The following is a 21,908-nucleotide window of genomic DNA, read 5'->3' as shown; positions in this document are numbered from 1 at the left end:
AGCCCCACCCAGCCCACCCAGCCCCTCCCCCCAGGACGAGAGACCGGAGCATGACCATGCGCAGCCCCAGCAGAGACAGAGTGCGGGCCCTGGCCGTCGCGGTGACCGCGGGAGCGTTGCTCGCCGCGTGCAGCGGAGCCGGCGGCAGCGGTTCCGGCGACGGGAACGCCATCAACGTCCTGATGGTGAACAACCCGCAGATGACCGACCTGCAGAAGCTCACCGCCGAGCACTTCACCGAGGAGACCGGGATCGAGGTCAACTTCACGGTGCTGCCGGAGAACGAGGTCCGGGACAAGATCAGCCAGGACTTCTCCAACCAGGCCGGCCAGTACGACGTCGCCACCATCAGCAACTACGAGACGCCGATATACGCGAAGAACGGCTGGCTGCACGCCCTGGACCCGTACATCACCGAGGACAAGAGCTTTGACCAGGACGACGTCCTGCTGCCGATGCAGCTCTCGCTGACCGCCGAGGACGGCAAGGTCTACGCCGAGCCCTTCTACGGCGAGTCCTCCTTCCTGATGTACCGCAAGGACGTCTTCGAGAAGCACGGTCTGGAGATGCCCGAGAAGCCCACCTGGGACGAGGTCGCCGACCTCGCCGCCGAGGTGGACGCAGCGGAGAAGGACATGTCCGGGATCTGCCTGCGCGGACTTCCCGGCTGGGGCGAGGTCATCGCCCCGCTCACCACCGTGGTCAACACCATGGGCGGCACCTGGTTCGACGCGGACTGGCAGGCGCAGCTCGACTCACCGGAGTTCACCAAGGCCACCAAGTTCTACGTGGACCTGGTGCAGGAGCACGGCGAGGCCGGCGCCGCGCAGGCCGGGTACGCCGAGTGCCTGAACAACATGACCCAGGGCAAGTCCGCCATGTGGTACGACGCCACCGCCGGCGCCGGCTCGCTGGAGGCGGCGAAGTCCCCGGTGAAGGGCAAGATCGGTTATGTCCCGGCCCCGGTGGACAAGACCGAGAGCTCCGGCTGGCTCTACACCTGGGCGTTCGCCATGCAGAAGGCCTCCGACAACCCGGAGGACGCCTGGGAGTTCATCTCCTGGGCCACCAGCAAGGAGTACGAGGAACTGGTCGGCAAGGAGATCGGCTGGGCCAACGTGCCGGGCGGCAAGCGCAAGTCCACGTACGAGAACCCGCAGTACCGCGAGGAGGCGGCCGCCTTCGCCGAGGTCACCCGGGAGGCCATCAGCCAGGCCGACCCGCGCGACCCCGGGGTCCAGAAGCGTCCCGCGCCGGGCATCCAGTTCGTCGGCATCCCCGAGTTCACCTCGCTCGGGACCAAGGTCTCGCAGGAGATCAGTGCCGCGATCGCCGGACGCCAGTCCGTCGAGGAAGCCCTGAAGAAGTCGCAGCGGCTGGCCGAGAAGGTCGGCGAGGAGTACCGGAACCGATGATCGACTCCCCCGTGGCGGCTCCGCCGCCCACCACGTCCCCGGCGTCCGGGCCCCGGCCCGCACGCCGGGGGCGGCGGCTGCGGAACTGGGCCACCCGAGCCCCGCTGTTGCCCGCGCTGGTGTTCCTGATCGCGGTCACCCAGTTGCCGTTCGCGGCGACGCTGGTGATCTCGCTCTTCGACTGGAACTCCCTCTACCCCGACGCCCGGAAGTTCACCGGGCTCTCCAACTACGAGTCCGTGCTCAGCGATCCCTCGCTGCGCGAGTCCGTGCTCACCACCGCGGTGCTCACCGCCACGGTGGTGCTGGTCAGCCTGGTGCTCGGGCTCGGCCTGGCGCTGCTCCTGGACCGCCGCTTCCGCGGCCGGGGCGTGGTGCGCACTCTGCTCATCGCCCCCTTCCTGCTGGTGCCGATCGCGGCCGCGCTGCTCTGGAAACACGTGCTCTACAACCCGGAGTACGGCCTCCTCAACGGGCTGCTCAACACCCTCGGCGGCCTGGTGGGCATCGAGGACCCCGTCCAGCCGGACTGGATCTCGGACATGCCCCTGCTCGCCGTCGAGGCCTCGCTGGTCTGGCAGTGGACGCCCTTCATGATGCTGATCCTGCTGGCCGGGCTGCAGAGCCGGCCGCTGGAGATGGTCGAGGCGGCCCGGCTGGACGGCGCCGGGAACTGGCAGATCTTCCGTTATCTCACACTGCCCCACCTGCGCCGCTATCTGGAGCTCGGGGCGCTGCTCGGCTCGATCTACATCGTGCAGCACTTCGACGCCGTCTACACCCTCACCCGCGGCGGTCTGGGCACCGCCAACCTGCCGTACACGATCTACCAGACCTTCTACAAGGCGCACGACTACGGACTCGCCTCCGCCGCCGGCGTGCTGGTCGTCATCGGCTCGCTGGTGATCGCCACCTTCGCGCTGCGGGTGGTCTCGTCCCTCTTCAGCGAGGAGGTCTCCCGAGCATGACCACCACCGCACCGAGCGCACCCGCTGCCGGACGGGCGCGCCCCGCGGGGCCGCCCGACCCCGTACGCCGCGCCCGGCGGCGCAGCACCGCCCTCGGGCTGGTCACCTGGCTCGTGGCGCTGGTCTTCTTCCTTCCCGTCGCCTGGATGGTGCTCACCTCGTTCCACTCCGAGGCCGACGCCGCGACCAACCCGCCGTCCTTCGCGGCCCCGCTCACCCTGGACGCCTACCGGAACTTCTTCGGCGGCGGCACCGGCGGACCGTGGCCGCCGCTGATCAACTCGACCACCGCCTCGGTGGTCTCCACCCTGCTGGTCCTGCTGCTGGCGCTCCCGGCGGCGTACGCGCTCTCGCTGCGTCCCGTGCGCAAGTGGCGCGACGTGCTCTTCTTCTTCCTCTCCACGAAGATGCTGCCGATCGTCGCCGGGCTGCTTCCGGTCTATCTCTTCGCCAAGAACACCGGGATGCTCGACAACATCTGGCTGCTCGTCCTCCTCTACACCGCGATGAACCTGCCGATCGCGGTCTGGATGATGCAGTCCTTCCTCGCCGAGGTGCCCGGTTCGCTGATCGAGGCCGCCCAGATCGACGGCGCCCGGCTGCCCACCATCCTCGCCCGGGTGATCGCGCCGATCGCCGGGCCCGGGATGGCCGCCACGGCGCTGATCTGCTTCATCTTCAGCTGGAACGAGATGCTGTTCGCCCTGGTGCTGACCGGGGTCAAGGCCCAGACCGCGCCCGTCTTCCTGACCGGCTTCGTCACCAGCCAGGGGCTCTTCCTGGCCAAGGTGTGCGCCGCGTCGCTCGTCATCTCCCTCCCGGTGCTCGCCGCCGGGTTCGCCGCCCAGGACAAGCTGGTCCAGGGCCTGTCGCTAGGAGCCGTGAAATGAAGGCCGCCCTCGTCGAAGCCCCCGGCAAGGTCTCCGTGACCACCGTGCCCGACCCCACGCCGGGACCCCGCGAGGTCGTGGTGGAGGTGGCGGCCTGCGGGCTGTGCGGCACCGACCTGCACATCCTGCAGGGGGAGTTCGCGCCGTCGCTGCCGCTGGTGCCGGGCCACGAGTTCGCCGGCGAGGTGGTCGGCACGGGCAGCGAGGTGAGCGAGCTGGCGGTCGGCGACCGGGTGGCCGTCGACCCCTCCCTCTACTGCTACGAGTGCCGCTACTGCCGCACCGGGCACAACAACCTCTGCGACCGCTGGGCAGCCATCGGCGTCAGCACCGCCGGGGGTGCCGCACAGTACGCCGTCGCCCCGGTGGCCAACTGCGTGCGCCTGCCGGACCACGTGCGCACCCAGGACGCCGCGCTGATCGAACCGCTGTCCTGCGCGGTGCGCGGTTACGACGTGCTGCGCAGCCGGCTCGGCGCCCATGTGCTGATCTACGGATCCGGCACCATGGGCCTGATGATGCTGGAGCTGGCCAAGCGGACCGGCGCGGCCGCGGTGGACGTCCTCGACCTCAATCCGGACCGGCTGGAGACGGCCCGCCGGCTGGGCTGTACCCGGGCGGCCGCGCGCGCCGACGAGCTGGACCGGCCGGAGGGCTGGGACCTGGTCATCGACGCCACGGGCAACGCGGCGGCCATCCAGGACGGCCTCGGGCGGGTCGCCAAGGCCGGGACCTTCCTGCAGTTCGGCGTCTCCGACTACGCCACCACGGCCACCATCGAGCCGTACCGCATCTACAACCAGGAGATCACCATCACCGGCTCCATGGCCGTGCTGCACAGCTACGAGCGGGCGGCCGAGCTGTTCGCCGGCGGCGTCCTCGACCCGGAGGTCTTCATCAGCGACCGGATGCCGCTGGACAGCTACCCGGGGGCGCTGGACCGCTTCGCCGCGGGGCAGGGCCGCAAGATCCTGGTGGTGCCCTGAGCCGGCGGCGCCCGCCGGGCGGCCGGGCTCCCGCCCGGAAGGAGGACGGGGGGAGCCCGCCGCCCACGGCACAGCCGTCGTGGTCCGTCCGGCCGAGGGCACCCGGGCGGACCGCACGGCCTCCGGCCGTGGTGTCTCCGGATCAGCCCACGCGCTCCACGCGGGCGTTGCGGATCAGGAACGTGCCGGCCCCGCCTCCGGGGGCTCAGGCGCCGTGCCGCCCCTCCCCGGCGGCGAACCGGGCCGCACCGCCGACCGCCTCCGCGAGCACCTCCCGCCCGTGCCGCAGTTCCGCGGCCAGCGCCTCCTCCTCCGGGAGTCCCTCCTGGTCCAGCAGCGCCGCCCGGTCGCTGCGCAGGCACGCCTGCGGCAGGGCGGCGAGCTCGGCCGCCAGCCGCTCGGCGGCCGCCCGGGACTCGCCCGGCGGCACCAGCCGGTCCGCCAGGCCCATCCCGTGGGCCTCGGGCGCGGGCACGGGACGCCCGGTGAGGACCAGGTCCATGGCCCGTCCGGCACCGACCAGCCGCGGCAGCCGTACCGTGCCGCCGTCGATCAGCGGTACGCCCCAGCGGCGGCAGAACACCCCGAAGACGGCGTCCTCCTCGGCCACCCGCAGGTCGCACCAGAGGGCGAGTTCCAGGCCGCCCGCCACCGCGTGACCGCCTACCGCGGCGATCACCGGCTTGCTCAGCCGCATCCGGGTGGGCCCCATCGGGCCGTCCCCGTCCGGCTCCACCCGGTTGCCCCGGGCCGTGCCGATCGCCTTGAGGTCGGCGCCCGCGCAGAAGGTCCCGCCCGCGCCCCACAGCACCGCGGCCCGTGCCCCCGCGTCCGCCTCGAACGCCCGGAAGGCGCCGGCGAGCGCCGCGGCGGTCGGGCCGTCCACCGCGTTACGGGCCTCCGGCCGGTCCAGCACCACCGTGGTCACCGGCCCCTGCCGCTCCACCCGTACGGTCACGCGGCGGCCCCGCCGGACCCCGCGCCGCCCGCGGGCACCCGGCTCCGCTCCAGGACCCCGGCCAGGTCGGTCTCCGGGGGAAGCGTCCCGAAGGCGTGGCCCCAGCCGCCGCCCAGCCGGGAGGCACAGAAGGCGTCCGCGACGGCGGGGCTGCTGTGCCGCACCAGCAGGGAGCCCTGCAGCACCAGCGTCATCCGCTCGGCCACGCTGCGGGCCCGGAGCTGGGCCTGGCCCGGGTCGGCGAGGGTGGGCAGTTCCTTGCGCAGCGCGGCGACGGACGCGTCCAGATGCCGGTCGGCGCCGGCCGCGGCGTCCACCTCGGCCCAGAACGCGTCCAGCGCCTCCGGCTCCTTCGCCAGCGCCCGCAGCACGTCGAGCGCGGCCACGTTGCCCGAGCCCTCCCAGATGGAGAGCAGCGGCGCCTCGCGGTAGAGCCGGGGCATGCCGGACTCCTCGACATAGCCGTTGCCGCCCAGGCATTCGAGGGCCTCGGCGGCGTGCGCGGCACCGCGCTTGCAGACCCAGTACTTGCCGGCCGCCAGCCCGAGCCGGCGCAGCGCCGCCTCGCCGGTGTCCCCGGCCAGCGAGCGGTCCAGGGCGGCGGCCAGCCGCATCCCCAGCACCGTCGCGGCCTCCGACTCGACGGCCAGGTCGGCCAGCACCTGGCGCATCAGCGGCTGCTCCGCGAGCGGGGCGCCGAAGGCGCGGCGGTAGGCGGTGTGGCGCAGGGCCTGCCGCAGTCCGGCCCGCATCCCGGCCGCGGTGCCGAGGACGCAGTCCAGGCGGGTCATGTTCACCATCTCCACGATGGTGCGCACCCCGCGGCCCGGTTCGCCCACCCGCCAGACCAGGGCCTCCTCGTACTCGACCTCGGCGGAGGCGTTGGAGCGGTTGCCCAGCTTGTCCTTGAGCCGCTGGAGGCGCAGTGCGTTGCGGGTACCGTCCGGCAGCACCCGGGGGAGCAGGAAGCAGGTCGGACCCTCCTCGGTCTGGGCCAGGGTGAGGAAGACGTCGCTCATCGGCGCCGAGGTGAACCACTTGTGGCCGGTGATGCGATACCGCTCGCCCGCCTCGTCGCGGCCGTCCGGCACCGCCCGGGTGGTGTTGCTCCGTACGTCCGAGCCGCCCTGCTTCTCGGTCATCGACATGCCGGCGATCAGCCCGGCCTTGCCCAGCGGCGGGCGCAGGCCGTAGTCGTAGCGGCGGGCGGCGAGCAGCGGTTCGTACAGCGCGGCCAGGGGCGGCTCCGCGCGCAGCGCGGGCACCGCGGCGTAGGTCATGGAGACCGGGCAGCCGTGGCCGGCCTCCGCCTGGGACCACAGGTAGAACGCGGCCGCTCGCAGCAGGTGCGCGCCGGGGCGCCGCTCCGCCCAGGGTGCGGCGTGCAGCCCGTGCTCCACGGCCGTGGTCATCAGCCGGTGCCAGGCCGGATGGAACTCCACCTCGTCCACCCGGTGCCCGTACCGGTCGTGGGTGCGCAGCCGGGGCGGGCTCTCCTCGGCCCAGCGCGCCAGCTCCTGCACCTCGGCGGAGCCGGCGAGCGCGCCGAGCTCGCGCAGCTCCGGCTCGCCCCAGCCGGCGCCGTCCCGGCGCACCGCCTCCAGCAGGGCGGGCTCGTCCAGGGCGCTGAAGCCGGCCGGCTCCGGTGGCTGATTGAAGACCTCATGGGTAGCCATGGGATCGACATTACGCCTCCTCTGCGGGTGGAGAGAAGGCGTAATACCGGGCGGTGGGTGGTCGCTCCCGCCGTCAGCCGGTGACGTCGCGGCCGAAGAGCCGCGGCGCGTCGCGGATGAAGGCGCGGATCTCCTCGTCGGTGAAGCGCAGCGCCGGCAGGTCCGGGCGTTTGCTGTCCCGGAGGGCCCAGCCGCCCCCGTGCAGTGCGGTCACCTCCACGCAGATCTCGGTCTGGCTCGCGCAGGAGCTGACCCAGGCGGCCCCCGTCAGGTCCTCGGCGTACAGCTCGGTCGCGGCGGTCAGGTCGTTCAGCTCGTACAGGTCGTTCACGGTAGTGCCTCTCGCGTTCGTCACCGCCGGGGGCGGTGGTGGTGAGCAGGTGCGGGCGGCCGGCCCCGCCGGCCGTCACCCCGGCCCGCCCGGCCTCCGCGACGGGCGGGTGCGGGGCGATCTCCCCATCATTCAGAGGGATTTGGCGACGGGTGAGTTCCGTCCCGGCGCCGGCCGCCGTCTCGCGGGCGGCTCCACCGCCCGGCCCGTACGGGGTCAGGCGAGCGCGGTGCCGTCCACCTCGGTCCGCACGCCCTCGGCGAGAAAGCACAGGTGACCGGCGATGCGACGGGCACCGGGCAGCGGCTCCGGGTAGTACCAGACCGCGTCCGGCACGGTGACGTCCCCGGCCCGCACCGCGCGGTAGGAGGCGGTGCCCTTGTAGGGGCACACCGTGTGGGTGGCGCTGGGCACCAGCAACTCGGTGCGCACATCCGCCTCCGGCAGGTAGTAGCGGTTCGGCAGACCCGTCTCCGAGAGCACCAGCGCGCGGCGGCTGGCCGCCACCTCCACGCCGTGCACGGTGACCCGTACGGACCGGCTCGCCGCCCGCACGTCGACGCGGTGGTACGGGTCCCGGAGGTGGCCGAAGACCTCCTCGTCCTCGTCGAACCAGGCGTCCATGCGGTCCCCGTACACGGCGCTGTGCCCGGCCAGCCAGTCCGCCCCGGGCACCGGTTCCGGGTAGCTCCACACGGCGTTCTCCGCGGTGTGCCCGCCCACCCGTACGGTCTCGTAGTGCGCCTCGCCCTTGAAGGGGCAGCGGGTGCGGTGGGCGGTGGGGGTGAGCAGGTCCTCCCGCAGGTCCGCGCGCGGCACGTAGAGCTGCGGGAGCAGGCCGCTCTCGTGCAGCAGCATCCCCCGCTCCGTGTCGAGCACCGTCTCACCGCCGAACAGGGCCCGCACCCGGCGGGGGAAGGGGGCCCAGAACAGCAGGCCGTCGGGCCCGTCGACGCGGTAGTTGGCGGGGTGCGGGGCACGGCGGTCGAGAGGGCCGCCGCCCAGTGTGAGAGCCATCGGGTCGTTCACCTCCGGTGGGAGCAGGCACCCGGCCGGGTTCCCGGCGGCACGGACCCGCACGCCCCGCTCCGGGCGGGGGCGGTTCGCCCCGGCACCGCACGGTACCCGCCCTCCGGGTCCGCGGACCCGGAGGCGAACCGGGCGGGAAGGCCGCGGACGGCCGCCGGCAGCCCGGTGCGGACCTCCCGCTCGTCTAGGATGCGCGCAGATGAACGAGGACCGATCTGACGGCCGCCGGCCCGCCCAGGGCACGCGTGCGGACCGGCCGCCCGGCGGGGCGCCGCCGGAGCTGCGGCCCCTCACCGCGCGCTCGATCGTGCTGAGCACCCTTCTCGGACACCACCCGCCGCGGCTGCCCGCGCGCGCCCTGGTCCGGGTCGGCGCGCTCTTCTCCGTCGCCGAGGGCACCATCCGGGTCGCCCTCTCCCGCATGGTCGCCGCGGGTGAGCTGGAACAACGGGACGGGACGTACGCCCTCACCGCCCGGCTGCTGGAGCGCCAGGCACGCCAGGACGACAGCCGGGCGCCCCACACCCGGCCGTGGCACGGCGACTGGGAGGTCGCCGTGGTCACCGCAGACCGCAGGAGCGCCGCCGAGCGGGCCGCCCTGCGGCAGACGATGACCGGGCTGCGCCTCGCGGAGCTGCGGGAGGGGGTCTGGCTGCGCCCGGCCAACCTGGACCGGCCGCTGTCCGCCGGCGTCCGCACGCAGTGCACGGTGCTCACCGCGGTGCCCGAGGAGGCCCCGGAGGAGCTGGCGACCCGCCTGTGGGACCTGCCGGGGTGGGCCCGGAGCGCCCGGGAGCTGGCGGAGGCGCTGGACCGCGCACGGGAGCCCGCGGAGCGGTTCACCGTCGCGGCGGCGATCCTGCGGCACCTGCTCGCCGACCCGGTGCTCCCGCCGGAGCTGCTGCCGCCCGGCTGGCCCGGCGCGCGGCTGCGCGCCTGCTACGCGGAGTTCGCACGGGAGCTGGCGGACCTGCTGCGGGACCACGCTGCCGACAGGCGGCAGGGCGCCGGCTCCGGGCGGTAGGGGACTGCCCCCGGGCGGCAGAGTTCTGCCGCGGCAGGGTGCCGGCTCCGGGGCGGCAGGCCGCCGGGAGGTAGGGCGCCACCCCCGGGCGGGCGCGACACACTGTCCCGGGCGGCACTGTGCACGGGCGGTGAGACGCTGCTCCCGGGCGGCGCGCCGAGGGCGACGGAACGCGCCGCTCCGCCGGGGGAAGCCCGGGTGCGGCCGCGGCGGCGCATGTGCTCCGGACGGCGGACACCGGGAATGATCACCGCCGGGTGTCCGTTGCCCCGGACATGAAGGCAATCGTGACAGACGGCTACCACGGCCGCGACGGGCTGCGGCTCGCCGAGCGGCCCGACCCGAAGATCGCCCCCGACCAGGTGCTCGTCCGGGTGCACGCCGCCGGGGTCAACCCGGTGGACTGGAAGGTCGCCTCCGGCGGCCTGGACGCGGTCTACGAGACCCGTTTCCCGCTGATCCCCGGCTGGGACGTGGCCGGTACCGTGGAGGCCGTCGGGCTGGACGCCACGGAGTTCTCCCCCGGCGACGAGGTGATGGGGTACGTCCGCAAGGACGAGCTGCAGAACGGCACCTACGCGGAGCTGGTCGCGGCCCCGGTGCGCACCCTGGCCCGGCGGCCCGCCGCCCTGAGCCGGCAGCAGGCGGCCGGCCTGCCGCTGGCCGGCCTCACCGCCTACCAGGCGCTGCACCGGCTGGGCGTCGGCGAGGGCGAGACGGTGCTGGTGCACGCGGCCTCCGGCGGCGTCGGCTCGGCGGCCGTGCAGATCGCGCGGGCGCTCGGGGCGCGCGTGCTGGGGACGGCCTCGGAGCGGAACCACGGCTATCTCCGGGAGCTCGGCGCCGAGCCGGTGACCTATGGCGAGGGTCTCGCCGCCCGGGTGCGGGAGCAGGCCCCGGACGGCGTGGACGCGGCGCTGGACTTCGCCGGCGGCGACGCCGTGCAGGTCTCCCAAGAGGTGCTCAGGCGACCGGAGCGGGTGCTGTCGGTCGTCGATCCCGGCGTGCGCGAGCGCGGCGGTCACTATCTCTTCGTCCGCCCCGACGCCGCGGACCTGGCCGCCCTGGGACGGCTCGCGGAGGAGGGCAGGCTGACCGTGCACATCGACCGTGCGCTCCCGCTGGCCGAGGCCGCGGAGGCCTGGCGGCTCAGCGAGGAGGGGCGCACCCGGGGCAAGCTGGTGCTGGAGGTCTGACGCACCGCCGGCCCGGGAGGACCGTACGGCCCCTCCCGGCCCCTGCCCGCCCGGGGCGTCCGCCCCGGGCGGGTCCTGCCGCGGTCACTCCGGGGGGCCCTGCCGGTCCACGTACTCGAAGACGCTGCCGTCCGGGTGCCGGGCCACGACGTTCCGCCCCGCCGGTGTGCTCTTCGGCCCGGCGATGATCTCCGCGCCGACCGCCCGGAGATCCGCCAGGGCCTCGTCCACGTCCTTCACGGCCAGCGTGGCCGTGATCTTGCGCAGTACCTCCAGATGCCCTTCCGGGCCGCTCATCAGGAAGAAGGGCCCGACCGCCGCCACCGACACGGGGCCGTTGCTGAACCGCATCGCCTCGGCTCCGGTCAGCCGTTCGTAGACCGGAATGGCCCTGTCCAGATCGTCGACGCAGATCCGCAGCGAAGTCCCCTGAATGTCCATGCCGAGCAGCGTAGTTGGTCGGGGACGGCCGGTCAGTGCCCCGCCCGGCTGATGTCCGCCAGCGGCGAACCCGGCTCCCGCTCCTGGGCGAGGTCACCGAGGCTGACCAGCCCCACGGGCCGCCCGTCCTCGGTCACCGGAAGCCGCCGGACGGCGTGCTGCCGCATCAGCTCGGCGGCCGCCAGCACGTCGTCGCCCGGCTCGACGGTCACCGGTTGCGGCGTGCACACCGACAGACAGCTCACCGTCAGCGGGTCGACCGCCTCGGCGACCGCGCGCAGCGTGATGTCGCGGTCGGTCACCACCCCCAGGAGCCGGCCGTCCTTGGTGACCAGCACGTCCCCGATGTCCTGTTCGCGCATGAGCTGGGCGGCCTCGACGAGGGTGGCGTCCGGGCGTACGGCTGTGGCGGCCGGGGTCATGACGTCTCTCACGTACTGTGTCATGCCGCTCGCCTCTCTGTTTCCTGGCCTGATCGTTCCTGTGCTCGTGCCCGGTCCGGCCCTGCCCTACGCGGACCCGTCAGGACCGCGGATGCCTGCCGAGCGCGTCCACCACCTCCTGCACGGTGCGGTACTCGCGCCCCTCGGGCAGTTCGCGTGCGGTGTCCACGAGGGCGTCGGGGGCGTTCCGCTCCCGCAGCGTGTACAGCACCGTCCGGCGCCCGGCCGGGAAGGTGCCGCGGCCCAGATACCGGGCCAGGTCGAAGCGGAGCGCCTCCGCCTCCGTCTCCTCCGGGTCGCCCAGCGGCCGGCCGGGGACCGGGCCGGTGGTGACGCGGGGGTCGTCGTCCGCCTCCGGTTCCGGGTCGTTCCACTCCTCGGCCCGGGTCGGGTGGCCGGAACGCAGCCGGCCCTGCAGCTCGCGCTTCATCTCGTCGTCCCGGTGGACGTTCAGGCGATCACTGCCGCGCTGCATGTCGCCGGTCACCTCCTCGCGGTGCGGGCTCGCGGACGGCGGGCCCGTCCTGGTGGCCGGGCGGGTACCCGGCCGGCGGGCCCCGACACGACCGCATCGCAGGTCCCGTGGCCCCGCCCGCCGCCGTGCCCGGACACGGCGGCCGGCGGGGCCGGCGGTCAGCGCGGCTGGATGCGGACGTCCCGGAAGGAGACCACGTCCGCGGTGCCGTGGGTCTGCAGCCCGAGGTACCCGCGGGCGTGCTGCCGCCCGTCCGTGCCCGGGTCGCCGGCCCGGGGCGGGGAGAAGAGCTGACCGGGGGCGTTGTCGAACTCGTTGATCAGCCGCCCGTTCCGGTAGACGGCGTAGTGCTGCCCGGTCACCCGGATCTCGTAGTCGTTCCACAGGCCCTTCGGGCGGACCCCGGACTCACCGCGGTTGACCAGGTCGAAGCCGTAGACGGAGCCCGTCTTGTACTGGTCGCCGAGCGGCGCGTCGTTGATCTGGACCTCGTGGCCGTACGTGATGGCCACCCACTCGGGGCGCGGTTCCTGCGGGTGGTCGTGCACACCGGGGAAGCGGACGAAGACGCCGCTGTTGGCGTTGTGGTCCCCGGCCGCGTCGTCGCGGTACTGCAGCCGCAGTGAGAAGTCCCCGTACTGCCGCTCCGGGAACCAGAGCATGCCGAGGCCGCCGGTCGTGCGGCTGCTGGTGAGCACGCCGTCCGCGCTCAGGGTGAAAGCGCCGCCACCCACGTGCTCCCAGCGGGCGAAGGACTCCGCACTGCCGTCGAAGATCCGCTGGTAGCTCTGGTGGTCCGGGCCCCCGATGTCCGTACGGCGGGCGGCCCGCACCACGGCCCGCCGCTCCTCGCGGTCCAGCACGCCCTGGTCGAGCAGCCGCGCGGTGACGGCGCGGACGTGGTCCCGGAAGGCCTTGCGGCCGTCCCACTCCGCCTCGTCCTCGATCAGTTCGTTGATCCGGCAGCCGTCCGGTGCGGTGCGGTTCGGCACGCCCGTCTGCCGGTCGCCGACGACCACCAGCGGCCGGCCGTCGCGCTCCGGGCACTCCGGCTCGGGCTCGGTGTCGCGGGCGACGACGGTGAAGGTCACCGAGCCGGCCGTGGAGGTGTTCCCGGCGTGGTCCGTGGCCCGGTAGGTCAGGGTGTGCTCGCCCACGGCGTGCACCATGACGGGCCCCTCGTACGGCGTGAAGGCGCCGCCCGCGGTGGCGTACTCGATCCCGGCCACGCCGGACTCCGCGTCCCGGGCCGTCAGGGTCACCGTGGCCATGTCCAGATAGGCGCCGTCGGCGTTCCGCTCGCCCTCGACGGTGGCGGTCACCTCGGGTGGCGTGGTGTCGTCGGCGGGCGGCGCCACCACGGTGAGGGTGACGGAGCGCTCCGGGGAGGTGTTGCCCGCCTTGTCGGTGGCCCGGTAGCGCACGGTGTGCTCGCCGGGCGTGTCGAGCAGCAGCGGGGCCTCGTAAGCGGTCCAGGCGCCGTCGTCCACCGCGTGGTCGACCCGGTCCACTCCCGAGGAGTCGTCGGTGGCGGTCAGGGTGACGGTGGCGCTGCCGACGTAGTCGCCGTCGCCGTTGCGCGAGCCGGAGACGTCGGCGGTGACCTCGGGCGCCGTGGTGTCCTCGCTGCCGCCTCCGGTGACGACCAGCTCGCCCTGCATCGAGCCGTGACCGGGGATCGAGCAGTAGTAGTGGTAGACGCCGGGGGAGAGGGTGACCTGCACCTCGTGCCGCCCGCCCTGGGCGTCGTTCGGGTTCGCCAGGATGTTGACGCTGACGTCGGAGTTGTAGTCGGGGTCGGAGGTGGTGAAGGTCAGGGTGTGCGGCATGCCGGTGGTGTTGCCGGTGTCCGCGCTGTTCTCGAAGACCAGGGTCGCGGCTCCGGCGACCGCCGTGGTGGGAGCCGAGGTGTACTCGGTGATGCCGTCCCCGGCGGTCCAGGTCAGCACCTGGGCGGCCGCGTTCCCGTCGCTGCCGGAGCCCCGGGCGGCGCCGGCGGGCTGCTGGGCCCGGGCGGACGGCAACGCGGTCAGGGTGAGCGCCGCCAGCAGCAGGGCGACCAGGGCGGCCGGCAGCCGCCGGGGGAGGTGCGCCGGGAGCCCGGGGCGGGCGCTGGGTGGTGGGTGCATCGCGTTCCCTCTTCTCAGGCGGGCTTCTCCGTCGTCTTCTCTCCGGGCGCCTGCGGTCGGCCGTGCCGGTGGGCGGCACGGGGTGCGGGTGCGTCAGCGGTCTCCCAGGAAGTCCCCGGGCAGCGGGGTCGGCGGGCCACCCCGGTAGGTCACGCGCCAGAGCGCGGAGTCCTCGTGCGCGGTGAAGAAGCCACGACCGTAGTCCTGCACGTAGAGCGCGCCGTCCGGCCCGAACTTCCAGTCCATCAGGTTGCGGATGCCGCCCTGGCCGTCCGGCACGATGGCGTCCAGGCTCTCGGCGTGCACCGGCAGCCCGCCGCGGCCCACCGTGCCGGGGTCCATCACCAGGGCGTGCCGCGGCTGGTCGCCGTCGTAGAAGTCCCCCACGAACCACTTGCCGTCCCAGTACTCCGGCCACTTGGTCCCGCTGTTGCTCTGCTCGTCGTAGCGGTAGACCGGCCCGGTCATGGCGGCCTGGCCGCCGCCCTTCAGCCAGGGCAGGCGCAGTTGCTGGTCCGCGAGGCGGTAGCTGGGGACGCCGGTCTCGTCCCGCGGGAAGACCGGGGCGCCGCCCTGCGGTGCGTACCAGATGTTGTTGGCGCGGGCCGGCGGGATGTTCACCAGGCCGTCGTTGTGGGGGGACTCGTTCTTCAGGTTGTCGCAGTCGTACCAGTCCAGCGGCTGCGACGGGTCGGGGAGGTTCCGGTCCCGGTAGGGCTGCTTGTCCCCCATGCAGTACGGCCAGCCCTGGTTGCCGGCGGAGGTGATGGCGGCGAAGGTGTCGTACTTGGCGGGGCCCCAGGTGGGGCTGGGCTCGGGGGCGTCGGGGCCGACCCAGCCGGCGTAGAGGATGTCGGTCTCCTCGTCCACGAAGATCCGGGCGGGGTTCCGTACCCCCATCACGTAGATCTCCGGGCGGGTCTTGCCGCCGCCGCCCTCCTCGCCGGTGAAGAGGTTGCCCTCGGGGATCGTGTAGCCGCCGTCGTCCTCGGGGTGGATGCGCAGGATCTTGCCGTTGAGGTTGTTGGTGTTGCCGGCGGTGCGGCGGGCGTCGGCGAAGGAGACGCCGCCGAAGTCGGGCTGCGGGTTGTTGCCGGAGTAACCGTCGCTGAACCGCGAGGAGTTGTTGTCGCCGGTGGCGATGTAGAGGTTGCCCTCGGAGTCGAAGTCCATGCCGCCGCCGGCGTGGCAGCAACTGTGGATCTGCACCGGCCAGGACAGCAGGGTCCGCTCGGAGGAGAGGTCCAGGGTGCTGGTGCGCAGGTCCAGGGTGAAGCGGGAGACACGGCGCTCCGCCATGTGCGTGGTGCGGTCGATCTCCGCGTGCGGGGTCCAGTGCAGGTAGATCCAGCCGTTGCGCAGGAAGTCCGGGTCGAGGGCGATACCGAGCAGGCCCTCCTCGTTCTTCACCAGTTCGCCGCCGCCGCCCTTGTCGCCGAAGACCTCCAGCGTCCCGGCGCGGGTGACCTCCCCGGTGTCCGGGTCCCACACGTGCAGGGTGCCCTCGCCGAGCCCGATCCGCGGGTCGTCCCAGTCGGTGACGACCGGGGAGCCGGGCATCCCGCCGCCGCGCCCGATGGAGAACACCCGCCCGTCGCCGGCGATGTCCAGGCCGTGCGGTTCGCCGATCTGGTCCAGTTCGTCCGGCTGGTTGGGCGCGGTCAGCCGGGTGGCCTCGTAGTTTCCGGTGATGGTCGCCTGGCAGCCGGCCCGGGCCAGCCGGGCCGCCCAGAGCACCGCGCCGCGCAGGTGCTTGCGGAAGTTCGCCCCGTCGTAGCCGGTCACGGTCCCGCCCATACCGGTGTAGAAGGAACGCCCGCCGTCGTAGTCGCGGCACCAGGAGACGGGGTGGTCCCAGCCGTGCGCGCCCTCGCCCGGGTCGTACGAGCGCTCCCGCACCCGGGCCACCGTGTGCACCGAACCGCTCGGGTTCTGCTGCCAGTTGAACCAGACGTCGTTGCGGGCCCACTCCACCGGGACGCCCCGGGTGGCCGGGTGCACCCGGTCGCCCACCTCGACCACCGCCCGCTGGGGAGCGGTGGGGCCACCCGTGGCGGGGCGGGCGCCGAGCAGCCCGGTGAACCAGGAGGACTCCGGCTCGGCGCGGGCCGCGTCGTGCACGCCGACGAAGCCGCCGCCGGAGCGGATGTACTCCCGGAACGCCGACTCCTGGGCGTCGTCGAGCAGGTCGCCCGCAGCGGAGAGGAAGACCACGGCGTTGAAGCGGCGGAGGCGGTCGGCGGTGAAGACCCGGGGGTTGTCGCTGACGCGGGTGCGGAAGCGTTCCTGCTCGGGGCCGTTCCTGCCGATCCGCCGGACCGCCCGGACGCCGGCCTCGGTGACCTCGGCGGGCGCGTCGGGGGAGTGGAAGACCAGGACCCGGGCGTCGGCGCCGCCCGGCATGGGGTCGCCGGCCGCCGGCGGTCCCGCGGCGGTGTGGTTCCCGGCGTCCCCGGCCGCCGCGGCCGTCCCGGTGAGCAGGGAGGCGGTGAGCGCGGCGACGAGGGCCAGGGCGGGTGTGCGGCGTCGCATTCTTCGTACACCTCTCGTAGGTGACAGCAACGCCCCAGGAAGCTAAACGACTTTCGCCGACTCGCCAATGGCTATGACCGGAGAAAACCGGACTTTGTCCAGAGGGTGGGCAAACTCGGCCGGTGTTCCTAGCATGAGGCGCCGTCAGTCCCGTGCACGAGGACCGAGCGCCGAGGAAGGACATCCCCATGTCGCCAGCACGCTTCTCCCGACGGGCATTCACCACCGGTGCCGCCGCTGCCGCCTTCACCCCCGCGCTGACGTCGCAGGCCGCGGCGGGCCCCGCCCCGGGGGCACCGGCCGCCGAGCCGCGGTTGCTCACCCTGTACATGGAGGCGCTGCCGGACGGGCGGATGGGGTACGGGCTGGAGCCCGGCAAGGCGACCGTGCCGGGGCCGCTGCTGGAGATGTACGAGGGGGAGACCCTGCACATCGAGGTGGTCAACATGCTGGACGTGGCCGCCAGTCTGCATGTGCACGGGGTCGACTACGCGATCGACAGTGACGGCACGGCCCTCACCGGCAGTGTCGTCCCGCCGGGGCGCACCCGGCTCCACACCTGGAAGGCGCACGCGCCCGGCAAGCGCAGGGACGGCACCCTCATGGCCGGCAGCGCAGGCTACTGGCACTACCACGACCACGCCGTCGGCACCTCGCACGGCACCGGCGGCATCCGCAACGGTCTCTACGGCGGCCTGGTCGTACGGCGGCGGGGGGACGTCCTGCCGGACCGGCAGTTCACGATCGTCTTCAACGACATGACGATCAACAACCGGACCGGTCGGCCGGGGGACGAGGCCCCGGACTTCACCGCGCGGATCGGCGACCGCTGTGAGATTGTCATGATCACGCACGGCGAGTTCTTCCACACGTTCCACCTGCACGGGCACCGCTGGGTCGACAACCGGACCGGCATGCCCGCCGGGCCGGACGACGCCACCCCGCTCATCGACAACAAGACCTGCGGTCCGGGGGACTCCTTCGGCTTCCAGGTGGTCGCCGGCGAACACGTCGGGCCGGGGAGATGGATGTACCACTGCCATGTCCAGAGCCACGCGGACATGGGCATGGCCGGGCTCTTCAAGGTCACGGACGAGAACGGCGAGCTGCCCGGGGGAGGAGGCGGACACTGACGACGGCCGCGACGGGCGTCGGCTCCCCCGGGGCGGCGGCCGCGCCGGTGTGTGCGCGGCTGCCGTGGAGGGGGCGGACGGTGGCGCCCCGGAGCTGCGGAGGGTGCGCGGCGGCGGGCGGAGCGTGGGCGCCGGGTTGCCCCATGTGGGGGGCCGGTGCCGGTGTGTCACCGGTGGCGCCGATGCTTCCGGATCCGTACCGAATCCCCCGTTTGGGTACTCCTCACACGGGCACGCGAAAGAATGTGCTTCGGACCTGAAGGCACTTCCGCGGGAGCGGCCCACGCGCCCCGCCTGTGCCTGTTCCCGCGGTGATCCGTCGAACAGATGACCACCGTGCAGCAGGGAGAGCTCGAAGCCATGACCGCTACCACTACCCGTGCCGAGCGCACACGCCACCCTCATGACGACGCCCCCGACACCACGGAGGCCTTTCAGCGGCTCGCCCGGATGCCCGACGGACCGGAGAAGGACCAGCTCCGGCAGGAGGTGGTCCGCGAGTGGATCCCGATGGCGCACCGGCTTGCGGGACGGTTCCGCAACCGCGGCGAGGCGCTCGAGGATCTGCAGCAGGTGGCAGCTCTCGGGCTCTTCAAGGCGGTCTCCCGCTACGACCCCGCCCGCGGCAGCGCCTTCGAGAGCTTCGCCGTCCCGACCATCGTCGGCGAGCTCAAGCGGCACTTCCGCGACCACATGTGGGACCTCCACGTCCCGCGGCGGGTGCAGGAGCTCCGCAACCGGGTCCGGAACAGCACCCGCGAGCTGAGCGTCAACCTCGACGGGCGCAGTCCCACGGTCGCCCAGCTCGCCGAGCACAGCGGACTCACCGAGGAGGACGTGCTGGTGGGCCTGGAGGCCCTGGAGAGCTACAGCACCCTCTCGCTCGACGCCGAGCTGCCCGGCGCCCACGACGGGTACGCCCTCGTCGACACCCTGGGCGGGCCGGAGCCCGGCTTCGACCAGGTGCTCTACCGGGAGGCGGTCAAGCCCGCCCTCCGGCGGCTCCCGGAGCGCGAACGGCGCATTCTCTACCTGCGGTTCTTCCAGGACATGACACAGAGCCGCATCGCCCAGCAGCTCGGCATATCGCAGATGCACGTCTCCCGGCTGATCAGCCGGACCTGCGACCGCATCCACGAGCAGGTCGACGCCGAGCGGCGGAGCACCACGGCACAGCCGCACACCGACTCCGCGGAGCCGGCGCGCACCGCTCCCGCAGCGCACGCCTCCGCAGCGCCCACCCGACGGTCAGCCGCAGCGGCCTAGCGCCAGGGCCAGGTGGCGGGCCATCCGGTCCGCCACCGCCGCCTCTGCCAGCTCGAACGGCCGGCTCCCGCCCGTACGCAGCAGGGTGAGCGCCCCGAGCGGGGGCTCCGCCTCCCCGGCATCTGCGGGATCCGCCGCGGTCAGTGGCACACACAGCAGCGAGGTCACCTCGGCCCGTACCACCAGCGGGGCCCCCGTCTCGTCGTGGCCCAGCACCTCCGGGTCGTCCGGGCGGGAGCGCAGGGTGTGCGTCCCGTCCCGCACGGTGGAGACCACGACCGGGCAGTCGGCCGGGTCCTGGGTGGCCATGAGCTCCCGTTCCGCGCCCTCCGGCGCCAGCAGCGCCGCCCGGCGGAGCTTCCCGCCGGCCCCCGTCAGGTCCACCGCCACCCAGTCCGCGAACCGCTCCTGGAGCACACCGGCCGCGCGGGCGGCCACCACGTCGTGCGCGGCCGGCGCCGCCAGCAACGCGGCCGCCAGGTCGTCGAGCAGATCCAGCAGCACGGTGTGCCGGGTCAGCCCCCGCAGGTCCGGCCGCGGGTCCGTAGGCTCCGGCTCGGCCGCCGACGCGGCGGCGCTCCCGGTCACCCGCTGGAAGAGCGCCAGTGCCCCGGTGCCCGGCTCCCGCGGCGGCCGCAGCGCGGACAGCGTCACCCGCAGCTCGCCGCTGGTCCGGTCCTCCGGGACCGGCGGGCGCAGCAGCCGCACCCGCATGCTGCGTGCCCCCTCACCACGGGCCACCGCCGCGACCTGGCTGCGGAAGGGCGCCCGGGCCTCGTGCGCCAGCGACCCGGTGAGCGACCGTCCGGTGGCATAGCCCAAGCGGAGGCCGAAGAGCTCCGTCGCCGCCACGTTGAGCCTGCGCACCACCGCGTCCCGGTCGAGCAGCGCCACCGCCACCGGCAGCCGCTGGAAGAGCGCGCGCAGCAACTGGAGCTCGTTCCCGTCCTCCCCGGTGCCGCCGCGCCGGCCGGCGGCGAGCTGCTCGTAGCGCGGCCAGAGCACGTCCACCGCGTGCTGGAGCTCGAAGAGCGCCGCGTCCAGCGCGGGCAGCCGCTCCGGCTCGGGGAGCGCCCGCGCCGCCCGCAGCTCCTCCACCCGGCGACGGAAGTCCGCCAGCTCCGCCCCGAAGTCCTCCAGCCCGCTCATGGAGCCCAACGTAGCCGGTCGGCGGCCCGCCCGGGCGCCCGCACGGGCGGTTCGCGCCGTTCGCGGCGGTTTTCCGCACCGGATGCCGGGCAGCCGTGCCCTGTGAGTTCCCGCACCCCGCCCCCCGCCCCGGACCCGTCCCCCGAGAGCCCCGAGGGGCCGGTCGGCGCCTCAGCCGGCCGCAGCCTCGCCCGCCTGGCCGAGCAGGCCGTCTGCTGCACCCCGGTGTGCGGCGCGGCCGCCGCGACCGCCTCCGACCCCACCGAACCCGTCGCCGGGCTCGCGGGCCCCGACGCGGCCATGGCTGTGACCCACCCGGACCTCGCGGCCCTGCTGACCGTCCAGCGCGACGAGGGCGAGGGCCCGGTGCTCGACGCCCTGGCGACCGACCGGCCCGCCGGCTCCGCCGACCTGCTGCACGACGAGCGCTGGCCCGGCTACCGCGCCGCCGCCCTGGATGCGGGCGTACGGGCGACGGCCACCGTGCCGCACCACTACGGCAGCCTGGCGGTGACCGTCACGGTCTGCTTCTTCCGGCCCTACCGGCTGCCGGACGTGGTGCACGGCAGCACGGCGGTGCTCGCGGACCTCGCCGTCGCCGTCCTGGTCCGGGACCGGCGCTACCGGGACGCCCTCGCCGAGGCCGAGCAGCTCGACACCGCGCTCCAGTCCCGCCCGGTCATCGACCAGGCGTGCGGCATCGTCATGCACGTCCTCGGCTGTGACGCCGCGGAGGCGTTCGCGCTGCTGCGCCGCATGTCGCAGCGGTCCAACCGGAAGCTGCACACGCTGGCCGAGGGGCTGGTACGGAGCCGGGGCCGGGGGCTGGAGGAGCAGATCCGCACCCTCGGGCGGTCTTCCTGAGCCCTGAGCCCGGGCCGGGCGGGACGGTGGAGCCCGGGCCGGCATCTCCGCGGGCCCGGGCCGGCGGCCCGGTGGAGCGGCGGGCCCGGGCCGTCAGGCCGCGGGCGTCCCGGGCCGTCAGGCCGCACGGGACGTCCCGGCGGGTCGGCAGACCCGTCGCGTGCGGCGGAACGCGGATCGCCGGCGCGGGGAGTGCCGACCGCCGTGCCGGGGGACCCGGTGCGCACGGCGGACGCCAGGGAGGTGGCGGGCATGGCTGCGGGCGCGACCAGCGGGGGCGCCGCGGGTGGCGGCGGGCCGCCACGCGCCCGGAGCCCGGCGCCCGAGGCGCGTGGCGCGACCGCCCTGCCCGCCGCCGCGGCCGGCTACTGGCACCGGCGGGGCCTGCACACCCGGCCCGGGCAGATCGTTGCGGCCCCCGGAGCACCGCTGCTGCTGCTCGCCCTGCTCGCCGCCACCGGCGGCCCGGGCTCCGGCGTGCTGCTGCCCCGGCCCTGCGCCGCCTGGTACCCGCCCCAGGCGCGGCTCCTCGGCCGCCCGCTGCACCCCGTGGCGGTACCCGCCGAGTGCGGCGGGGTGCCCGATCCCGTCGCCCTGCTGGAGGCCGTCCGGCGCGCCCGGTCCGGCGGTGACACGCCCGGCGTGCTGCTGCTCTCCGTCGCCGACGACCCGACCGGCACGGCACCGCCCCCGGAGCTGCTGCACGAGGTCTGCGAGGCCGCGACGGACGAGGGACTGCTGGTCGTGAGCGACGAGACCTGGCGGGACACCGCGCACGACCCGCACGACACCGTGGTGGTCAGCCCGGCGGAGATGCTCGCCGACGGGCACGCCGACTCCGTCGTCGTCCTCACCGACCTCGGTGTGACGCTGCTGCCCGGCGGGCCCCCGGTGGGCCTCGCCCGGCTGCCCGCCACGGCCCGGGGCCGCACCCTCGGTACGGCGGTGCGCCGGGCGCTGGCCGGTCTGCGCGCCGGGCTGCCCGCCCCGGACGCCGCGGCGG

At 74.3% G+C, this 21,908-nt stretch carries 20 protein-coding genes; 10 read left to right on the top strand and 10 right to left on the bottom strand.

Annotated features, from left to right (window positions below; all coding sequences use genetic code 11):
* Nucleotides 1-56 precede the first annotated feature (56 nt).
* The 4 genes from HOY81_RS07215 to HOY81_RS07200 are packed head-to-tail and all read left to right on the top strand — an operon-like array spanning nucleotide 57 to nucleotide 4,259.
* The gene (locus HOY81_RS07215; protein ID WP_237319456.1) at nucleotides 57-1,415 is read left to right on the top strand and encodes a sugar ABC transporter substrate-binding protein; all 1,359 of its coding nucleotides are present in this window, start codon (nucleotides 57-59) and stop codon (nucleotides 1,413-1,415) included.
* The gene (locus HOY81_RS07210) at nucleotides 1,412-2,383 is read left to right on the top strand and encodes a carbohydrate ABC transporter permease (protein WP_237319378.1); all 972 of its coding nucleotides are present in this window, start codon (nucleotides 1,412-1,414) and stop codon (nucleotides 2,381-2,383) included. Before HOY81_RS07215 ends, HOY81_RS07210 begins: the two co-directional genes overlap by 4 nt.
* A complete protein-coding gene (locus HOY81_RS07205) occupies nucleotides 2,380-3,273 on the top strand; it encodes a carbohydrate ABC transporter permease (protein ID WP_237319377.1) in 894 nt (297 codons plus the stop codon). The genes HOY81_RS07210 and HOY81_RS07205 overlap by 4 nt, the downstream gene beginning before the upstream one ends.
* Nucleotides 3,270-4,259 carry a zinc-dependent alcohol dehydrogenase family protein gene (locus tag HOY81_RS07200; RefSeq protein ID WP_237319376.1) on the top strand — a complete coding sequence of 330 codons (990 nt, stop codon included), beginning with the start codon at nucleotides 3,270-3,272 and terminating at the stop codon, nucleotides 4,257-4,259. The genes HOY81_RS07205 and HOY81_RS07200 overlap by 4 nt, the downstream gene beginning before the upstream one ends.
* Nucleotides 4,260-4,464: 205 nt before the next feature.
* Here HOY81_RS07200 and HOY81_RS07195 read toward each other — a convergent pair whose 3' ends face one another.
* The 4 genes from HOY81_RS07195 to HOY81_RS07180 all read right to left on the bottom strand — a co-directional run bounded on the left by HOY81_RS07195 (nucleotide 4,465) and on the right by HOY81_RS07180 (nucleotide 8,241).
* Nucleotides 4,465-5,217 (bottom strand): crotonase/enoyl-CoA hydratase family protein, encoded by a 753-nt coding sequence (locus HOY81_RS07195; RefSeq protein ID WP_237319375.1) that lies wholly within the window; start codon nucleotides 5,215-5,217, stop codon nucleotides 4,465-4,467.
* On the bottom strand, nucleotides 5,214-6,893 hold the full coding sequence (locus tag HOY81_RS07190) for an acyl-CoA dehydrogenase family protein (RefSeq protein ID WP_237319374.1): 1,680 nt from the start codon (nucleotides 6,891-6,893) through the stop codon (nucleotides 5,214-5,216). Before HOY81_RS07190 ends, HOY81_RS07195 begins: the two co-directional genes overlap by 4 nt.
* Before the next feature lie 73 nt (nucleotides 6,894-6,966).
* Complete coding sequence (locus tag HOY81_RS07185; protein ID WP_237319373.1) at nucleotides 6,967-7,224, bottom strand: DUF397 domain-containing protein; 258 nt, start codon at nucleotides 7,222-7,224, stop codon at nucleotides 6,967-6,969.
* Between the two features lie 216 nt (nucleotides 7,225-7,440).
* Nucleotides 7,441-8,241: a DUF427 domain-containing protein gene (locus HOY81_RS07180; RefSeq protein ID WP_237319371.1), complete on the bottom strand. Its 801-nt coding sequence runs from the start codon at nucleotides 8,239-8,241 to the stop codon at nucleotides 7,441-7,443.
* Between the two features lie 211 nt (nucleotides 8,242-8,452).
* Here HOY81_RS07180 and HOY81_RS07175 point away from each other — a divergent pair, with 211 nt between their 5' ends.
* Both HOY81_RS07175 and HOY81_RS07170 read left to right on the top strand, forming a co-directional pair.
* The gene (locus HOY81_RS07175; RefSeq protein WP_237319370.1) at nucleotides 8,453-9,277 is read left to right on the top strand and encodes a PaaX family transcriptional regulator C-terminal domain-containing protein; all 825 of its coding nucleotides are present in this window, start codon (nucleotides 8,453-8,455) and stop codon (nucleotides 9,275-9,277) included.
* A gap of 275 nt (nucleotides 9,278-9,552) precedes the next feature.
* Nucleotides 9,553-10,473, top strand: a complete 921-nt coding sequence (locus HOY81_RS07170; protein ID WP_237319369.1) for an NADP-dependent oxidoreductase — start codon at nucleotides 9,553-9,555, stop codon at nucleotides 10,471-10,473.
* 84 nt (nucleotides 10,474-10,557) lie between these two features.
* On the opposite strand, the gene HOY81_RS07165 is transcribed toward HOY81_RS07170, so the two are convergent.
* The 5 genes from HOY81_RS07165 to HOY81_RS07145 all read right to left on the bottom strand — a co-directional run bounded on the left by HOY81_RS07165 (nucleotide 10,558) and on the right by HOY81_RS07145 (nucleotide 16,493).
* Complete coding sequence (locus HOY81_RS07165) at nucleotides 10,558-10,914, bottom strand: VOC family protein (protein WP_237319368.1); 357 nt, start codon at nucleotides 10,912-10,914, stop codon at nucleotides 10,558-10,560.
* Between the two features lie 32 nt (nucleotides 10,915-10,946).
* Nucleotides 10,947-11,360: a CBS domain-containing protein gene (locus tag HOY81_RS07160; protein WP_237319367.1), complete on the bottom strand. Its 414-nt coding sequence runs from the start codon at nucleotides 11,358-11,360 to the stop codon at nucleotides 10,947-10,949.
* Between the two features lie 76 nt (nucleotides 11,361-11,436).
* Nucleotides 11,437-11,832, bottom strand: a complete 396-nt coding sequence (locus HOY81_RS07155; protein ID WP_237319455.1) for a DUF2795 domain-containing protein — start codon at nucleotides 11,830-11,832, stop codon at nucleotides 11,437-11,439.
* Between the two features lie 158 nt (nucleotides 11,833-11,990).
* Nucleotides 11,991-13,961, bottom strand: a complete 1,971-nt coding sequence (locus HOY81_RS07150; RefSeq protein ID WP_237319366.1) for a family 16 glycoside hydrolase — start codon at nucleotides 13,959-13,961, stop codon at nucleotides 11,991-11,993.
* Between the two features lie 93 nt (nucleotides 13,962-14,054).
* Nucleotides 14,055-16,493, bottom strand: a complete 2,439-nt coding sequence (locus HOY81_RS07145; protein WP_237319365.1) for a ThuA domain-containing protein — start codon at nucleotides 16,491-16,493, stop codon at nucleotides 14,055-14,057.
* 188 nt (nucleotides 16,494-16,681) lie between these two features.
* On the opposite strand from HOY81_RS07145, the gene HOY81_RS07140 reads away from it, so the two are divergent.
* Nucleotides 16,682-17,626 (top strand): multicopper oxidase domain-containing protein, encoded by a 945-nt coding sequence (locus tag HOY81_RS07140; RefSeq protein WP_237319364.1) that lies wholly within the window; start codon nucleotides 16,682-16,684, stop codon nucleotides 17,624-17,626.
* A gap of 360 nt (nucleotides 17,627-17,986) precedes the next feature.
* Complete coding sequence (locus HOY81_RS07135; RefSeq protein WP_237319363.1) at nucleotides 17,987-18,892, top strand: SigB/SigF/SigG family RNA polymerase sigma factor; 906 nt, start codon at nucleotides 17,987-17,989, stop codon at nucleotides 18,890-18,892.
* Here the strand turns inward: HOY81_RS07135 and HOY81_RS07130 are convergent.
* Nucleotides 18,875-20,041: a PAS domain-containing protein gene (locus HOY81_RS07130; protein WP_237319361.1), complete on the bottom strand. Its 1,167-nt coding sequence runs from the start codon at nucleotides 20,039-20,041 to the stop codon at nucleotides 18,875-18,877. The genes HOY81_RS07135 and HOY81_RS07130 overlap by 18 nt on opposite strands.
* Nucleotides 20,042-20,143: 102 nt before the next feature.
* Between HOY81_RS07130 and HOY81_RS07125 the strand changes: the two genes are divergently transcribed.
* Nucleotides 20,144-20,905 carry a GAF and ANTAR domain-containing protein gene (locus HOY81_RS07125; protein WP_237319359.1) on the top strand — a complete coding sequence of 254 codons (762 nt, stop codon included), beginning with the start codon at nucleotides 20,144-20,146 and terminating at the stop codon, nucleotides 20,903-20,905.
* Nucleotides 20,906-21,157: 252 nt separating this feature from the next.
* A partial coding sequence (locus HOY81_RS07120; protein ID WP_237319357.1) for an aminotransferase class I/II-fold pyridoxal phosphate-dependent enzyme occupies nucleotides 21,158-21,908 on the top strand: 751 nt, incomplete at its 3' end.

The organism is Streptomyces sp. JJ36 (assembly GCF_021696945.1).
In the GTDB taxonomy this organism is placed as follows: Bacteria; Actinomycetota; Actinomycetes; order Streptomycetales; family Streptomycetaceae; genus Streptomyces.
The sequence above is the reverse complement of the archived record's forward strand: the minus strand, read 5'-3'. Positions and strand labels throughout refer to the sequence as shown.

Bases quoted from the DNA above. Each gene is read 5' to 3' on its own strand.
- HOY81_RS07215 (WP_237319456.1), top strand. From the start codon at position 57: ATGCGCAGCCCCAGCAGAGACAGAGTGCGGGCCCTGGCCGTCGCGGTG.
- HOY81_RS07210 (WP_237319378.1), top strand. From the start codon at position 1,412: ATGATCGACTCCCCCGTGGCGGCTCCGCCGCCCACCACGTCCCCGGCG.
- HOY81_RS07205 (WP_237319377.1), top strand. From the start codon at position 2,380: ATGACCACCACCGCACCGAGCGCACCCGCTGCCGGACGGGCGCGCCCC.
- HOY81_RS07200 (WP_237319376.1), top strand. From the start codon at position 3,270: ATGAAGGCCGCCCTCGTCGAAGCCCCCGGCAAGGTCTCCGTGACCACC.
- HOY81_RS07190 (WP_237319374.1), bottom strand. From the start codon at position 6,893: ATGGCTACCCATGAGGTCTTCAATCAGCCACCGGAGCCGGCCGGCTTC.
- HOY81_RS07180 (WP_237319371.1), bottom strand. From the start codon at position 8,241: ATGGCTCTCACACTGGGCGGCGGCCCTCTCGACCGCCGTGCCCCGCAC.
- HOY81_RS07175 (WP_237319370.1), top strand. From the start codon at position 8,453: ATGAACGAGGACCGATCTGACGGCCGCCGGCCCGCCCAGGGCACGCGT.
- HOY81_RS07170 (WP_237319369.1), top strand. From the start codon at position 9,553: ATGAAGGCAATCGTGACAGACGGCTACCACGGCCGCGACGGGCTGCGG.
- HOY81_RS07165 (WP_237319368.1), bottom strand. From the start codon at position 10,914: ATGGACATTCAGGGGACTTCGCTGCGGATCTGCGTCGACGATCTGGAC.
- HOY81_RS07160 (WP_237319367.1), bottom strand. From the start codon at position 11,360: ATGACACAGTACGTGAGAGACGTCATGACCCCGGCCGCCACAGCCGTA.
- HOY81_RS07155 (WP_237319455.1), bottom strand. From the start codon at position 11,832: ATGCAGCGCGGCAGTGATCGCCTGAACGTCCACCGGGACGACGAGATG.
- HOY81_RS07150 (WP_237319366.1), bottom strand. From the start codon at position 13,961: ATGCACCCACCACCCAGCGCCCGCCCCGGGCTCCCGGCGCACCTCCCC.
- HOY81_RS07145 (WP_237319365.1), bottom strand. From the start codon at position 16,493: ATGCGACGCCGCACACCCGCCCTGGCCCTCGTCGCCGCGCTCACCGCC.
- HOY81_RS07140 (WP_237319364.1), top strand. From the start codon at position 16,682: ATGTCGCCAGCACGCTTCTCCCGACGGGCATTCACCACCGGTGCCGCC.
- HOY81_RS07135 (WP_237319363.1), top strand. From the start codon at position 17,987: ATGACCGCTACCACTACCCGTGCCGAGCGCACACGCCACCCTCATGAC.
- HOY81_RS07130 (WP_237319361.1), bottom strand. From the start codon at position 20,041: ATGAGCGGGCTGGAGGACTTCGGGGCGGAGCTGGCGGACTTCCGTCGC.